General features: G+C 60.6%; 5 protein-coding genes. 4 read left to right on the forward strand and 1 reads right to left on the reverse strand.

What is annotated here, in order from left to right; translation table 11 throughout:
* Positions 1 to 8 precede the first annotated feature (8 nt).
* A complete protein-coding gene (locus ACFQY0_RS16325) occupies positions 9 to 7,145 on the reverse strand; it encodes an RHS repeat-associated core domain-containing protein (protein ID WP_379714535.1) in 7,137 nt (2,378 codons plus the stop codon).
* Positions 7,146 to 7,294: 149 nt separating this feature from the next.
* Between ACFQY0_RS16325 and ACFQY0_RS16330 the strand changes: the two genes are divergently transcribed.
* From ACFQY0_RS16330 to ACFQY0_RS16345, 4 genes are all read left to right on the forward strand, one after another.
* The gene (locus tag ACFQY0_RS16330; RefSeq protein WP_379714539.1) at positions 7,295 to 10,717 is read left to right on the forward strand and encodes a GH116 family glycosyl hydrolase; all 3,423 of its coding nucleotides are present in this window, start codon (positions 7,295 to 7,297) and stop codon (positions 10,715 to 10,717) included.
* A gap of 25 nt (positions 10,718 to 10,742) precedes the next feature.
* Complete coding sequence (locus ACFQY0_RS16335) at positions 10,743 to 11,801, forward strand: glycoside hydrolase family protein (protein WP_379714542.1); 1,059 nt, start codon at positions 10,743 to 10,745, stop codon at positions 11,799 to 11,801.
* A 107-nt stretch (positions 11,802 to 11,908) separates the two neighbouring features.
* Positions 11,909 to 14,719 carry a GH116 family glycosyl-hydrolase gene (locus tag ACFQY0_RS16340; RefSeq protein ID WP_379714544.1) on the forward strand — a complete coding sequence of 937 codons (2,811 nt, stop codon included), beginning with the start codon at positions 11,909 to 11,911 and terminating at the stop codon, positions 14,717 to 14,719.
* Between the two features lie 243 nt (positions 14,720 to 14,962).
* Complete coding sequence (locus ACFQY0_RS16345; RefSeq protein ID WP_379714547.1) at positions 14,963 to 16,474, forward strand: sulfatase family protein; 1,512 nt, start codon at positions 14,963 to 14,965, stop codon at positions 16,472 to 16,474.
* Positions 16,475 to 16,479 lie beyond the last annotated feature (5 nt).

Genomic DNA, 16,479 nt, shown 5'->3' on the forward strand with positions numbered 1-16,479 from the left:
GAGCAGGTTCAGGGTGTCGGGGTCTTCTTGCAGCTGGAGGTGTCGCCGGCTGGACCGCCCCCGGCATTCGCGGCCTCGAGGGCGGCAGCGATGCCGCGGAAACACTCATCGATCTGTTTGCCGACTTTCTTGCCAAACTTGATGGCCCGCTTTGCGACCTTCTCGGTGAAGGTGCTGTAGCTCACGGCTGCGACATTGCCACTAGGGTCGACGTAGTTGTAGGGGTCGTTGTCGGTGTAGGCGTAGAGATTGGTGGTGCCGCTTTCGAATCCAAGCGGGTCTTCGGATAGGAAACGTCCGAGGGCAGGGTCATAGAAACGCGCACGGTTGTAGGAGAATCCGGTAAGCGGGTCGTGCCAGCGGCCGGCGTAGCGGATGTTGCCGGCGTCGCCCGGAGTGGTTTCGGTGAGCGACTGAATGTCTCCAAAGGCACCGTAGCTGATGCTTGCCACGGTATTGCCGGCTTCGTCGATGACGCTGCGGACCGATCCCAGGTGGTCGCTGTGGAACCAGCGCAAGCCGCGACCCGCGCGCCACTCGCCGACGAAGCGGTCGGGTCCATCGGGTTCGTAGTAGTAAACCGTTTCCGGGTCGGCTTCGTTGTCGCGATACTCCATCACCGGCATGGCATTGTAATCGTAGATGAACCACAGGGTGGAGCCGTCTTCAACACGGCCGATCATCAGGTCGCGGAAGTCGTAGAGATACTCAACCGTCGCGGTGGGATCGGCACCGGTACTGGGGCGGATCTCGATGCGGGTGAGGCGGTTGCGGTAGTCCCAGCTGAGATCCATGATCTCTCCGTTTGAGGTGTCTCGACGTTGGATGAGATTGCCTTCCGCGTCCCAGTCGAACTCGAAGTCTCCACGAGCCTCCAGTCGGTTTCCGGGACTTAGGATGTCTCCGACCTGATTGCCACCGTCGTCGAATGCAAAGGTTTCGTCGGGAGCGCCGGGGTGGTCGACCGCGCTGAGGCGCCCTTTGGAATCGTAGCTGATAGTCGTGGTGCCGGAACCATCGACGAGGGTTTCAATCCGGCCGCCAGGCTCGCGGGTGAAGGTCAGCGATTCGCCGGGATGAGTGATGGTCGAGATGCGTCCATTGGCGTCGTAACTGTAGCTGGAGGTGCCGATGAGGGTGTCGCCGGCAGTGATGGGGGAGACGTCGTTGTGGCGGATGATTTCCTGCGGCAGACGTCCGGCATTGCGGAGGATTTCGGCACGGCCGGTGACGGAGCTGTCTGGTGTGCGGATTTCCACCATCGCAGTCTCGGTGGTGGAGTTGCGATTAAATTCGTGCGATGCCGGTCCGGGGAGTTCGGTCTTTATCAAGAGATCACTATCGGCGAAGGAATAGCGCAGGGTGAGCGCGTCACGGCCGGGAAAGGTGACATCCATCTGGGTCGGATTCACGCTGGCGAGGTGGCCGAAGTCGTAGTTCAGGTCGCCGTCCGTGACGGTGTTGATATTTCCGGCATTGTCGTAGGTGAAGAGGATTTCCCGGATCACTGAATCGTCATCCGACGAGTGCCAGCGCTCGGCGGTCATGGCGCCGTTGGCATTGTAGTCGAAGCTGCGTTTGCGGCCGAGTCGGTCGATGGTCTCGACGCGGTTTCCTGCCAGGTCGTATTGGTGGGTGGTGGTCTTTCCGGCGGCGTCGGTGGCGGTGAGGACCCGTCCGGCATGGTCGTAGGTGAAGCTGCTGGTGTTTCCAAGCGGGTCGGTGACGGCGCTGCGGTTGCCGTCGGCATCATAGGCGTAGGTGGTGGTGGCGCCGTCGGTCGTTTCACTCGTGAGCTGACCATCCGAATCGTAGACATAGCTGGTAGTGATGCCGTCTTCCGAGGTGATGGTGGCGGGGTGCTCGCCGAGGTAGGTGACGGTGACACGGTCGCCGAGCGGGTCGGTGACACTGAGCATTCGCCCGGCGTCATCGTATTCGTAGCTGTCCGCGCCAAACGGGGTGCTGGCCGTGGCCGGAAGTCCGTTCTCGAAGTAGGTGGCGGTGGCAGTGGCGCCGGATTCGTTCTCGATGTGGTCGAGCTGGCCGAAGGTGCCACCGTAGCCGAAGAATCGCAGGTTGCCGAGCGAGTCGGTGACCGTGGCGACGCGACCGTCGGAGGTATAGGTGTAGCTCCGGTGGTTTCCCCATTGGGAGAGTAAGCCGGCTTCGTTGTAAGTGAAGGTTTCACTGATCAAACCGGGTCGGGTGCGCGAGATGAGCTTGTTGTCCTCGTCGAAAGTTTGGCGGAGGGAAGAGCCGCTTGGTGGCGTTGTCAGCGTGACGTTGCCATTGTCGTCATAGCGGTAGCTGGTGGTGTTGCCGAGCGGATCGGTGACGGTGGTTTCGAGATCCGGGTGGTCGGCGTCGGTGTAGGCGTAGGTGATCACTCCGCCGTCCGGGTTTTCCTGTCGGGTGATGTTGCCACGGTCATCATAGTAGATGGTGGTGATGTTGCCTCGGAAGTCGGAGATGGTTCCGGAGAAGCCTTCGAGGTCATAGCTCTGTTCGCTGCGGTTTCCGTCCTCGTCGATGATGGCGGCGAGCCGTCCGTCGGCGTCGTATTCGTAGCGGGTGCCGGTTCGGCCATGCGGGTCGGTGATCGAGTCCAGGTAGTGTTTCGGTTCGTCGAAGTAGTCGAAGGTGGTGGTGTTGCCGGCGGGGTCGGTGGTGGATTCCAGGTCACCGTTGGAATCGTAGCTGTAGCTGCGCGTGCTGCCATCGGGTGCGGTGACGGCGGTGATGCGGCCGGCCTCATCCCGGGTCAGCACGACTTCGGCTCCCGAGCTGTGGCGGATCGATTGGTCGGTGAAAACGAGCGAGTTGCCGGTTTTGTCGAGCACGTCGAGCAGGCCGTCGCTTTCGTGGTAGGTGTAGGCGGTGCCGTCCTTGGTGGTCAGGATGAAGATGTCTGGATTGTAGGGGAGGGCGATGAAGGCGAGGGTCACCGAGCCGTCGGAGGCCTGGCTGAGGAAACCGGTATCGCCCTCGGGCACGGCGAGCGTCTCGTAGACTCCGGGATCCGGCGTGAAGACCGGGCGGAAATAGGTGCCGAGAAAGCCGCTGGTGGCCTCTTCGATGCCGAAGGTGAAGCCGATGCGTCTGCCGTCGGGCGCGTTGAGATAGATTCGGGTGCCGACCTTCCAGGCGTTGGTTGCCAGAAAAGCACCTCCATCAGGGTCGGTGTCGCGGATGTCGGGATCGGCGAAGCCGAGCGACCAGCCATGACCAAAGTCGCCGCTCTCGCTGCTACTAAAACTATCGTAGATGCGGCGGACCTGCAGCGGGATGCCGGCGAGGTCGAGTTCGAGGTCGGTGAATTCGAGCCGCAGGCGTCCGGGTTTGAACTCGCCGGAGACCTCGACTTCGAGCGGTTCGGTCCAGCCGAGACCGAGGTCGTTCCACGCCGTGACTTTGATCAGGTAGCTGTCGTTGACGAGGGTGGTCGGGTCAAACACAGCGAGGATGTCCTCGGTCTCCACGGCTTCGGTGCCTTCCGCGATGCGGGTGAATTGAGCGCTAGTGCTGTTGGCAAAATCGCTTTGGGTAAGATTTCCAAGTGGCGCGACGTCGACATACCATTCACGGATGTTGGAATCGGAGGTGATGGTGCCGAGAACCTCGGTGAGGTTGGTGATGGCGCTTCCGGGCTGGGGAGATATGATGCTGATCGCGGGATAGAGGTCGGAGGGGTCGACGCCTTTGGCCACGACATGGGCGGAGTAGGCGGTGGTCGCGGAGCCGTCGGTGGCGCTGATTCGCAACAGGTAGATCCCGTCGTCCAGCGTCGACACGGGCAGGGTGGCGAGTGGGGAGTTGATGACACTGCCGCTGCCGCTGGCGAGCGTGATGTAGTCGGGATCCGGAGTGCTCAGGTTGTAGGGGTCGACCAGATCGATGGAGGCGTAGGTGAGTTCCCAGGTGGTGATTTCCTGATCATCGCTGAGGGTGGCGAGCACGGGGACGTCGCTTGTTAGAATGGCGCCGGGGCCGGGGCTGTGGACGGTGATTTCCGGAGCGCCCTCGGTCGTCTCAAGACGACCGGGGACGTCCGGGTTTTCCGGGAGGGATCCGTCGTGGTTTCTAACCAAAAGTGTCAGTGTGGTGGCGGCGGTCTGCCCTGCCATGTCAGTGGCGGTGGCGGTCAGGACGAGGTCGCCGGGATACTCCGCGCGGACCAAGGCGAAGCCCTCGCTGTCGAGAGAGGCTGGCGTGCCATTGACGCTGAGCGTCGTCGTGGGGTTTCCGAAGTCGTCGGACGCGCTGACGTGCACCCTGAATTCATCACCCGCATGGATGATGCTGGTTTCATTCGACAGAAATACACGAGGGGGCAGGTCGCGGGCTGTGCGACCGAAGTCGATGTCGCCGATGGTCTCGTTTTCCGACAGGTGGACGAGGTGCCCGTCGAGTCCTGTTGGCAAGTAGTGAATTGCCTGAAACCCGACGAGGTCGTAGCCGGGGTAACTGCCGCCGTTGTTCAGGCTGGTGACGCGAATGTGGCGGATGGGGAAGGTGATGCCCGCACGTCCGAGGTCGAGGCCGATCGCTCCCCGGCCTTCGCCGATGGTGGCGAGGTAACGCATGTCATCGAGTTCTGCCCCGACATGGATCTCGGCGGTCTCCCCGGCGTCCTGCCCGTCGGGCGTGACGACTTGGAAATCAAAGCCAGGTCCATCGATAATCAGTTCGTCTTCGAAGGTGACGGTCGCGGAGCTGCCCTCGGTGAGGCTCACCAGTTCGGTTGTGTTTTGGAATCCCAGGGCAAAGGTGCGGAGGCGATCACCGATCGGTTTGAGCAGTAGCTCCGGGTCGACGGGAGAGGATTCGGGGGCGGGAAAGATGGGAAAGATGGTGCCGATGTCGGGCTGGGCGGTGGTGCCGTGGGGGACGTCGTGTTCTCCAAAGGGGACGTGGACGAAGTCGAGGGAGTCGGGCAGGCCATCGGGAGCTCCCGGTGGGTTTCCCGGAAAAGTCTGAATGCTGCCAGCCGGGATGGGCTGGACGAGTCGATAGGTGCCGGGGGCGAGATTATCGAACTGATAGTGCCCCGAGGCATCGGTGACCTGCGTCGGTTCTTCGGGGTCGGGTTTTTCATCGTGATCGAGATCGATGAAGACGGTCGCGCCGGATAGCGGAGTGCCGTCGCCAAGATCACCGTCCTCATCGAGATAGACGGTGCCTGAAATGCTACCACCCGTGAGGTTGGGCGTGAGAGGATCCGTGTCGAGATAGAGCACTTCGTCACCATCGCTGAAACCATCGAAGTCGGTGTCGGCGCGGTCGGTCCGGGTTCCGAGCAGGGCGGCCTCCTCGATATCGCTGAGGCCATCGAAGTCGGAGTCGACAGGGGCTGCGGCGTGGAGGCGGAAAAATAGACGGTCTGGGGCGTCATCGTCGAGGTCGACGACTGCCGCGAAAGGATCGCCATCTCCGACGACCATGCCGTAGGGGTTCCAAGTGCTGAGGTCTTCCGAGTCTTCCACCGTGTAGCGGACGCCGGGACGACTATCGAAGTCGAAGATCGCCTGATCCGGCTCGATGGTGATCGAGTAGCTGGGCTGCGAATCGGGGTCGAGTGGATCGGTGGCAAAGGCGTATTCCTCGCGGGTGGTCCAGCCGTCACCATCGAGATCGAGATCCCAGTCGGCGCTGCTGAGACCGAAGTTCGTCAGCCAGTAAGGTTTGGCGGCTGCGGCCGCGTTGGATTCGATCGTTTCGGCGGTGGAGAAGAGGAAGGAAAGGGCGTCGGGGAGGCGCTCCCGGAATGCTTCGGGGGTATCCTCGGCGGCCGGAAGGTATTGGTAGGAAAGGTCGCCTTCGACGACGAAACGTTTGGGGATCTTCCTGAGGAGGGAGCTGCGGAAATCGCGAACCTGAGACCGGTCGGAATCGAGATAGAGTCGAACCGGGCGCTTGGAGTCGAGTGAGATCACTTCGAAGAGGCCGGGATAATTCTCGAGTTCGATGAGTGCGGCCTTGCCGAAAATCTGAGGGGCGTCCCAGGCGCAGAAGAGGGCCATGGCGGCTCCGTGCTGAAAGCCGAGCACGGCGGTGTGCTCCGCGCCGTCTAAAGTACGGTAGTTCTCGTCGATGTGAGGTTTGAGCTCGAAACGGAGGAAGTCGAGCCATGCCTGCGAGGGACCCGGGGTGCCGTCTCCGGCGGCGTAGGGGTCGCCCGTCTTGAGCCTTTCAAGCAGGCTGAGGGTATCGATTCCGACGAAGATGGCTTCGTGAGCCTGGCCGGATGCGATGGCCTTGGAGAGTGTCGTTCCATCGGGGTCGAGGGCGGATTGGGGATTGCTGGCATTTCCCAGCACCGTGGTGTCCTCCTCGAAAAGCGCTTGGCCATCGAAGCAATAGACGACCGGATAGTAGCGGTCGCTGTGCTCGTCGTAGCCACGAGGGAGGAAGACTCGATAGGGGCGGGGATTCTCGATGAATTCGGATTCGAGAGTCGAGAGGGCGGCTGGGTCGTAGTCCCGGCGCGGTGGGCTGACAAATGGGGCGGGCTGGTAGGCGAAGAGTTGGCCCTGTTGGACATGGATGGCGTCCATTTCGGTGCCGAAGACCGGGTCGCCTTCGGGCGGTCCGCCGAGTGCGGCGGGCTCGCGTCCGCCGCCACTTCCGGTGAGGAAGAATTCGAGCGGGCGGTTGGCTTCACCGAAGGTGGAGGCGCTGAAAGTGCCGCTGCCGTTGTCCGTTAGAGGGAGCGTGGCGAAATCCACCGTCTGGTCCTGCCGCCAGTGGAGCACGGGTCCGACGAGTGGGCCGGTATAGTTCAGGGACTTGGTCGCAGGATCGAGGACGACGCTTGAAGTAGATGCGATTTGCAGATCCCCGAGGGGGGTGCCGTGAGTGGGGTCTGGCGTTTGGGAGGAATTGACGAAACGGTCGTAGAACTGGAATTCGTAGTTGCGATTGACCGGCAGCGAGACATCGAGTTCCCAGCTGCCGTCGGGAAGTTGGATGAGCTCGTGGGATCGACTGAGGTCGGAGTTGCCGAGCTCCGGAAGGTTTCCCGAAATGAAGATTGCACCTCGGGGCGCGGCACCATCGTAACGGAAGGTGACGGTTTCCCGAGTTTGGGCGCTGAGCGTGGCGGCTAGCAGCGGAATGAGGAAAAATTGGGGAGAATAGCGCATGGTCTTTCCCGAAAGACGCAGGAGAGATGCGAGCGTTTCATCGAAATGATGGGTGAGATTTCATTTCTCGCCATGTGAGATCGGGTGGTCGATTTGCGTAAGGGAAGCATCGATATTTACGGCAATCCGTTCTAAAGAAGATCACCAGCATGAGAACCGAACGAGACGAGATCAAACGCAACCACGACTACCTCATTCCTGCTCTACCCGGTGTGACCCGGCGGCGCTTCTTGGTGGCAGCTGGCAGCTTTGCCGCGGCACTGGCTTCATCCGGGCCCTTGATGGCCGCAGGTAGCAGGGCGTCCTATGCCGCGCTGCTGAAATCGGAGCCGACGCTTCGTGGGTATTGGCGCTTCGATGGGGATCTCGTCGATGTCCTGGGCAAATCGCAAGCCAAGGCGAGTGGTCCGACATCCTTTGTCGATGGGGCCATCGGAGGCAAGGCCATCAGCCTCGAACCCAAGGCTCCGGTTCTGGTTCCCGGTGCCGACAAACTCAAAGGCCGCTCAACCACGCTGGAACTCTTCTTCAAAATCGATGCCAAGCCACAGGTCGAGGGCAACCCCGTGATCATCGCGCAGAGCAACGGCAAGCAGGCGCTGTTCGTGATCGGCGTGAAGAACGACCTGTCCTCGCTTCTCTATCAGAACGTCAACGGCATGGTCGTGACCGAGATCAATCTTCCGACCGACGAACCGATCGAAGTGGGGCGTTGGTATCACTTTGCACTCACCAGCTTCGATCTCGATGTGCGTGCCTATGTCGATGGCTATGAGTGCAGCCTGGTCGGCGGCGCGTATGAATACACCCGCCGGGGACCGAAGAAGACGACGATGATGCTGGGCGACACGACGGTTCCCAACGGCTGGGGATCGACCAGGCTGACGGTCGACGAAGTCGCCTGCTTCGCCCGTGGCCTGACCCAGGCCGAGATCCAAGCTCACATCAAGGCGGCCGGATGGGAGCAGAAGCTCGAGGAAACGGGAACGCTCGTCGCCAAGGTGAAAGCCGAGCGAGACGCGGTGCGCGAACGCAAGGCGCAGGCGATCCTGAATGATCCGGGATTGACCGCGCACGGCAGCACCACGGTCTATGAAGGCGAACGGCTCGAGGCGATCGACTTCATCGTCGGCGGGATCGGTGCCGGCGGGATCCAGTTCAATGGCAAGGCGGAGCCCGCGATCTGGCAGATTGCCTGCAACTACGAGGAACATCGGGTGGAGGACAGTTTTCTTGCGATCCGCGCCCAGGCGGAGGGTGGCAAGCCGGTGCTGCGTGCCTTGCAGACGACCGCTGCCGGGGCCTTCGCGCCGATGGCGTCGCTGAGATTCGAAGGCGAGTATCCCTTTGCCAAATACCTCTTCGAGGAGCCGGCGCTTCCGGTGGAAGTGGAGCTTGAGGTCTTCAACCCCTTCATCCCGATGGACCTGAAGGACTGTGCGATTCCCTGCGCGATCTACACGGTCACCGTGAAGAACACGTCGAGTTCGAAGGTCAAGGTCGACCTGTTAGCCGCACAAAAGAACGCGCTCGGATTCAACGAGGGCAAAGGCAAGGGGAACTTCAAGTTCGGGAAAAACCAGAACGAGATCCTGAAGAAGGGCGATGCCACCTGCCTGCACATGACCCGCGCCGGCAACGACAGCGCCGACATGGTGCTGATGACGAGCGCCGCGGGAGCCACCGGCACGGCCGAGTGGGCGGACTCGAAAGTGTTTCAGGGTGAAGTCGATTCGGAAGGCTCCCTGCAGGGGCCGGCGAAGTCGAAGGTTTCTCCAGCCGGCCAGTCGGTGAACGGAGCACTTTCCGCGCCGCTCGAACTCGCTCCCGGTGAGTCGAAGTCCGTGAGCTTTGTTCTCACCTGGTATTTCAAGGCGGGCCGTCACGGCTCGGGAAAGGCCATCCCGATGGAGGGCGAAGGCATGTCTAACAGCGTCGCTTGGACCGGCACGGGACAGAACTACACCAACTGGTGGCCGAGTGCGATGGGGGTCGCGGAGTATCTTCAGAAGAACCTCGCCGAACTCACCCGGCGCACCCGTCTTTTCCACGACACCCTCTACGCCTCCTCGCTGCCGGTTTGGCTGCTCGATCGGATGAGCTCGCAGCTTGCGGTCCTGCGCAGTCAGACTTTCTGGTGGTCGGACAACGGCTACCTCGGCATGTGGGAAGGCTGCAACGAAGACGCGGGCTGCTGCGGTGGCAACTGCACCCACGTCTATCACTATGCCCAGGCGCATGCGCGCTTGCTGCCGGAGATGGGTCGTCTGTTGCGCGACCAGGACTACGACCGCCAAACGCCCAACGGTCTGACGCCGTACCGCCACACCAACAAGGTCGGCGCCGCCGATGGATTCTACGGCACGATCCTCAACACCTATCGCGAGCACCTTTGTTCGAAGGACAACAGCTGGTTGGAGTCGCAGTGGCCGGAGGTCAAGAAGGGCATGGACTGGAGCATCGGCCACTGGAATCCCAGCCGCGATGGCTTCATGGAAACCACCCAGCACAACACGCTGGATGGCGACTTCATGGGTTGTTCCTCGTGGATCGGCAGCATGTATCTGGCGGCGCTCGAAGCCGCCGCACGGATGGCGGACATCGTCGGCGACAGCCGCTCCGCCGCCGAATACCGGAAGATTCGCGAGTCGGGGATGAAGTTGCAGAACGAGCGTCTCTGGAACGGCGAATACTACATTCAGACGCAGGGCAAGAAGCGCAGTCAGGACTACCTCGACGGCTGCCACATCGACCAGATCCTCGGGGAATGGTGGGCGGACCAACTCGACATCGACCGCTGCTACCCCGAGGAGCGCTCCCGCAAGGCGATGGAGTCGCTGTTGAAATACAACTTCCTCACCGATTTCCAAGGCCACTCGCTCAAGCCGCGTCAGTACTGCGAAGTGACGGATGGCGGGATGAAGATGATCACTTGGCCGAATGACCCGCAGCCGATTCCCGGCATGAAGTACGGCGACGAGGTGATGACCGGTTTCGAGTATGGGGCCGCAGTGACGATGATCCAGAACGGCATGCTCAGGGAGGGGCTGATGGTCATCAAGATCATCTCCGATCGCTACAACGGCCGCCTGCGCACCGAGGGGGTCTCCAATGTTAAAAACGGCCCCTGGGGCTACTCCGGCAATCCTTTCGGCGACGACGAATGCGGCAAGTTCTATGGACGTTCACTGAGTGTCTGGTCGGCGCTCCTCGCCCTGCAGGGCTTCATCTACGATGGCCCGAAAGGCCGCATCGGCTTCCGTCCGGTGCTGCATCCTGAAGATCACAAGAGCTTCTTCACCGTGGCCGAGGGCTACGGGCTCTACTCGCAAAAGCTGAGTCCAAGTCAGCTTGATGCTTCGATCAAGTTGGAGGAAGGCGAACTCAGCCTGAATCAGGTGGTTCTCAGAACAGGCGAAGGCACACAAGCTCAGTCCGTGCAGGTGACATTGGGCAAGCAATCCCTTCCAGCCAAAGTTGAATCCGAGGGGCGCAACCTTCGTGTCATTTTACAAGGTCGGATGACACTCAAGGCAGGCGAGCAACTGGTCGTTCGAGTAACAGCTGCCTAGACGCGCAACCTGTTAGGATATCACCATGAAACGACGTTCTCGCTATAGATTGGGCATTTTCACTCTTTTGATGGTCGGGATGAGCCCAGCCGAAGATGAGAAGGCACCCGAAACCCTCGAGTCCAGGCAACTGTGGGCGGATCGCCTCGAGTATGTGGGGATTGCCGTCGAGGAGCCCGACTACCACGTCTGGGGATCCTCTCCGGTCATCGGCCCTGAGGGGAAGACCCACTTGTTTGTGGCGCGTTGGCCGATTGCCTCGGGCTTCGGCGGCTGGCTCACGCACTGCGAGATTGCCCGCTACCTTGGTGAAAGCCCGGAGGGGCCCTTCGAGTTCAAGGAGGTGGTGGCTCAAGGGACTGGCAAGAAGACATGGGATCATCAGTCACCGCACAATCCGAACGTGCAGAGGATCGGTGACCGGTATGTGCTGAGTTTCATCGCCAATGCCGGTGGAAGCAGGAAAGAGCTGGCGGCGTCACAACGCATCGGGATGATGGTAGCGGATCATCCGGCAGGACCGTGGAAGAAGCTTGGCGAGGATGGCTTGATCCTGTCGCCACCCGAGGATCCGGAAGTCTGGAGTTATCGGTCGACGGTTGGCGTGAACAATCCGGCCCTCTTTGCCCATCCCGACGGTCGGTTCTTTCTGTACTACAAGGCGATGAAGAAGGGCGACGTGCGACGCATGGGTGTGGCGATTGCGGACACGATCGAGGGTCCTTATGTGTTCCACAAAGAGCCGCTCACCAGCAATCAAACCGAGATTGAGGATGGCTACGCTTTCTTTGAGAATGATCGGGTCTTTCTTCTAACCACGCACAACAGCGCCGGAACCGGATATCTCTGGGAATCAGAGAACGGAATTGATTTTGGTGATCCGATACTCGGCTACGACAGGATGGCGAGCTATCTGGGTAGTGATGTCGTCGACGCTGCCAAAATACTTCGTGGAAAGAAATTTGAGCGTCCCCAGCTGTTGCTCCAGAAGGGTCATCCTAGCCATCTTTATGTTGCTTCCGGTGCGAACTGGAAGGGCGGCAAGGGGTCCTACTCGTGCGTGTTTCGTGTTCGTGAGCCCTGAAGTTCATGTTGTCACGAGCTTGAGGACGCGGACTGATTCGACGCTTTGTGGTGAAGTGGTCGAATTAGGAAAGAACTGAGCCTGACGACCGTTAATTAGGGGATCAAATGAAAGCTCATCGTGATGAAACCCAGGAAATCAGATACGGGCGGATGCAGGAGGGAAGTGCGCCGCTCGGCCGACGGGATTTCATCCGCTTGGGGGGGCTGAGCTCGGCGATGCTATTCGCCGGGCGCATGCCGGTTATGGCGGGACCCTTCACGGCAGGCGATCTAACAGCTCACTTGGTTCCGGCCGACAAGAAGCTGACTGCTGAGTGGATCGCTTCGCTGACCCGGAGGGGGGAGGGAGAGGTTTTCAGGGGCAAGGAGCTGAAATACATCGGTATGCCGATCGGTGGGATCGGTTGTGGGCAGCTTTACCTCGCCGGCGACGGACGTCTCTGGCTCTGGGATATTTTCAAGTCAAACTATGCGCGGGAGAAGCACGAGATGCGCATGGATGCCATGACGATGGGTGGGCACTACCCGAAGCCGGTCGCCATCGGTGAGGAATACTGCGAGCAGAACGGCGCCGAGGTCGATCAGGGCTTTGCGATCCGGGTGAAAAAGGGCGAGGAAAGCCAACAACGGACCCTCGACATCGAAGGGTTTCCCGAGCTGAGCTTTCGTGGGGAGTATCCGGTCGGCCGGGTCCGCTACGAGGACGCCGGATTCCCGGTCGAGGTGCAGCTGGAGGCCTTCAGCCCCTTCGTTCCGCTGAGTGCGAAAGACTCGGCCCTGCCGGTGACGGTGATGCGATTCAGCCTGAGCAACCCGGGCGACGAGCCCGTGGAGGTGGAGCTCGGTGGCTGGCTTCAGAATGCCGTGTGCCCCTACGCCGAGGACCCGACCTTGGGGAAACGGGCCAATGCGCTTGTGCGGGACGAAGGATTGAGCTCGATCCTCAGCACGATCGAAGGCTCCGGCGCGATCACCAGGGAGCACGGCTACGGATCCAGCGCGCTGACGGTCATCGACGAGGAGGGCGTGCGTGTTCGGGGAGTGAGCTCACTGAACAAGATTCGAGACGCGGAGACCTTCTTTTCCGAGATCGACGGCGGCTCGGATGAACCGGCCGCCAAGCCACTGGACGAGACCTTGCTGGGTGGACTATCTGCTTCGACCGAGCTCGCTGCGGGGAAGACAAAGGTGATTACCTTTCTGATTTCCTGGTATTTCCCTCATCACCAGAAGACGGATCCCGGCGTGGCCAGGCTGTTCACCGCTCGGCACTACCGTTCCTGGTTCAAGTCGGCGGTCGAGGTCGCCGCGCATGTGGCGAAGCATCGCGAAAAGCTGATCGACGGCACCTTGCTTTGGAATCGGGCCTGGTATGACAGCACTCTGCCGCACTGGTTGCTCGACCGCGCAATGATCCCGCTGGATTGCACTGCGACGCAGACCTTCCACTGGTTTGACGGCGGCCGGCCATGGGCTTGGGAGGGCGTCGACTGCTGCCAAGGGACCTGCACGCATGTCTTCCACTACGCGCAGGCGCTCGCACGGGTCTTCCCCGAACTGGAGCGGACCCTCCGCGAAGAGGTCGACTACGGCGTCGCCTTCGATCCGGAGAACGGAGGCATCGGGTATCGGGGCGAACGAAAGCAGTTGGTCGCCGACGACGGCCAGGCCGGCACGATCCTGCGCGTCTACCGCGAGCACCAGATGTCGCCCGACGATGCGTTTCTGAAGCGGCTGTGGCCGCGGGTAAAGCAGTCGATCGAGTATTTGATGGCGAAGGATCCGGACGGGGATGGCCTTCTAACAGGCCCTCAGCCGCACACTCTGGATGCCGAGTGGACCGGTAAGATTTCGTGGCTCAGCAGCCTCTATCTCGCCGCCCTCGCCGCCGGTGAGTCGATGGCTCTTGAGCTCGGCGACGATGCCTTCGCTGCGAAGTGCGGCAGGATCATCGATCGCGGATCCCGGGAGATTGTCGCCGAGTTGTTCGATGGCGAGTATTTCATCCACAAGCCGAACAAAGAGCTGGGCAAGCACCTGAATACCAATGTCGGGTGCCACATCGATCAGGTGCTGGGTCAGGCATGGTCGCAGCAGGTGGGTCTGCGTCGGGTCCTGCCGAAGAAGGAGACGGTCGCAGCCTTGGAGAGCCTCTGGAAATACAACTTCGCACCGGATGCCGGGGGCTACGCGATCAAGCATCGCGAGATCGAGCAGGCTTTCCGCTGGTATGCGATGGAGGGTGAGGCAGGACTCCTGATGACGACCTTTCCCAAAGGCGGTGCCAAGGACGCGATCCCGGGCGACAAGCTCCGCAGCGAGAAGAACCCCGAGCTCTGGACGGGGCCGGGCGGCTACTTCAACGAATGCATGAATGGCTTCGAGTATCAGGTGGCCGCGCACATGGTTTTCGAAGGGGAACCTGAATCCGATCTTGTCGAAAGAGGTCTCGCTATCGCCAAGGCCGTGCACGAGCGCTACGGCGCGGCGAAACGCAATCCCTACAACGAGATCGAGTGCAGTGACCACTATGCGCGCTCGATGGCAAGCTACGGGGTGTTTCTGGCAGCTTGTGGTTTCGAATACCACGGACCCAGGGGGCAGCTGGGATTTGCCCCGAAAATCAGACCGGACCATTTCAAGGCGCCGTTCATTTCGGCCGAAGGCTGGGGCAGTTATTCGCAGCGAATTCAGGAGGGAGAGATGGAGGTCCGGATCGAACTCAGGAAAGGCAAGCTTGCGCTGAGATCTTTGAAAGTGGAGCCACAAGGTTTGGTTCCTCGCCAGCTTGTCGTTAACCATCTCGGAAAGCCGGTCGCCGCCGGTCTGAAGATTGAGGACGGTAGGGCGCTCATCGAATTCAGCGAGGCCCTCGAAGTGCAGGCTGGGGCTGATCTAAGGATTCACCTCTCCTAGTCCGCAGCGTCTCTAACACGAGAATTCCGATGCCGCCGACCACACGATTGTTCATGGGACGTGGGATTTTCTCGCAGGTCACGTGGGCGGAAGACTGGCGTGAACCGGGTGACCGGAATTTGGTTGGAAACGATCGACCAGTGAACCTTTATTCAGGTAGCCTGACTCCGCCCCATGGGCCGAGGAAGCGCGGCAAAGCTCATTCAAACCTGTAAGTCCTTTTCCAAAACACGAGTTCAGATCATGAAAAATCGCATTACCCTCCTTGTGGCTCTGCTGCTCACGCCCGTGGCGGGGCTGGTCGCAGGCGCCGATCAGGAAAAGCCCAACATCATCTATATCCTCGCCGATGACCTCGGTTACGGCGACGTGCATGCTCTCAACCCGGAGCGTGGAAAGATCGCGACCCCCCACATGGACCGACTGCGCGCCGAGGGGATGACCTTCACCGACTGCCATACAAATTCGTCGGTCTGTACGCCCACCCGTTACGGCATCATGACCGGTCGGTACGCCTGGCGCACGAAGCTCCAACGCGGTGTGCTGAACGGAATGAGCCCGCCGATGATCGAGTCGGAGCGGCTGACGGTAGGCGAATTGCTCCAGCAGCACGGCTACACCACTGCGATCATCGGGAAGTGGCACATGGGCATGAACTTCGACACGGACGACTATACAAAGCCGATTACCGACGGCCCGCTGCAGCATGGCTTCGACTATTATTTCGGCATTTCCGCGTCACTTGATATGCCTCCGTATGTTTATATCGAGAACGACTATTTCACGGCGGTTCCCAGCGAGCAGAAGAAGTTCCCCTCATTCATTTATGGGAAGGTGGCTCGGACCGGCCCGGTGCGTGAGGGACCGGCTGCTGCTGACTTCGAGGCGGTCAAGGTGTTGCCGGAATTGGCGCGCAGGACGGTCGACTACATTGGCAAGCACGCGCAAGGCACCAAGCCGTTCTTCCTCTATCTGGCGCTGCCATCGCCGCACACTCCGGTGGTTCCCTCCCAGGAATGGAAGGGGAAGAGCGAATTGGGGCCGTATGGCGATTTCGTCATGCAGACCGATGGGCTGGTAGGCGAGGTGCTCAAGGCGGTGGACGAGAACGGATTGGAGAAAAACACGATCGTGGTGATGACCAGCGACAATGGCTGCGCGGCTTACATCGGAGTTGGACAGCTCGAGGAGCTCGGGCATTTCCCAAGCGCGCAGTTTCGCGGATATAAGACCCAACTTTGGGAAGGGGGACACCGGGTGCCGTTTCTCGTGCGCTGGCCGGCCAAGGTGAAGGCTGGGAGCGAAAGTGATGAACTCATCTGCGTGACCGACCTGCTGGCTACCTGCGCTCAGCTTGTTGGAGCGAAGCTTCCCGACGATGCGGGGGAAGACAGTGTCAGTTTCCTGCCTGCGCTGTTAGGCGATGAGATGGAGAGTCAGAGGGATGCGCTGGTGCATCATTCCTATCACGGGGAATTTGCAATCCGGCAGGACAAATGGAAACTCCTGCTTTGCCAGGGCAGTGGTGGGGCGACTACTGGAGAGACCGACGAAAAGTCGGCGATCCAGCTCTATGACTTGAGCAGGGACATCTCGGAAACCACCAATCTCGCTGAAGCCCATCCGGAAGTGGTCGCAGCGTTGAGGAAGCAACTCGATAAGATCGTGAATCATGGCCGCAGCACGCCCGGTGCAAAGCAGGAAAACGAAGTGCCGGTTCAAATCGTCAAGCCGGAGGACAAAAAGAGAAAGTGACAGGA

This window comes from Haloferula chungangensis, assembly GCF_042664875.1.
In the GTDB taxonomy this organism is placed as follows: Bacteria; Verrucomicrobiota; Verrucomicrobiia; order Verrucomicrobiales; family Akkermansiaceae; genus Haloferula; species Haloferula chungangensis.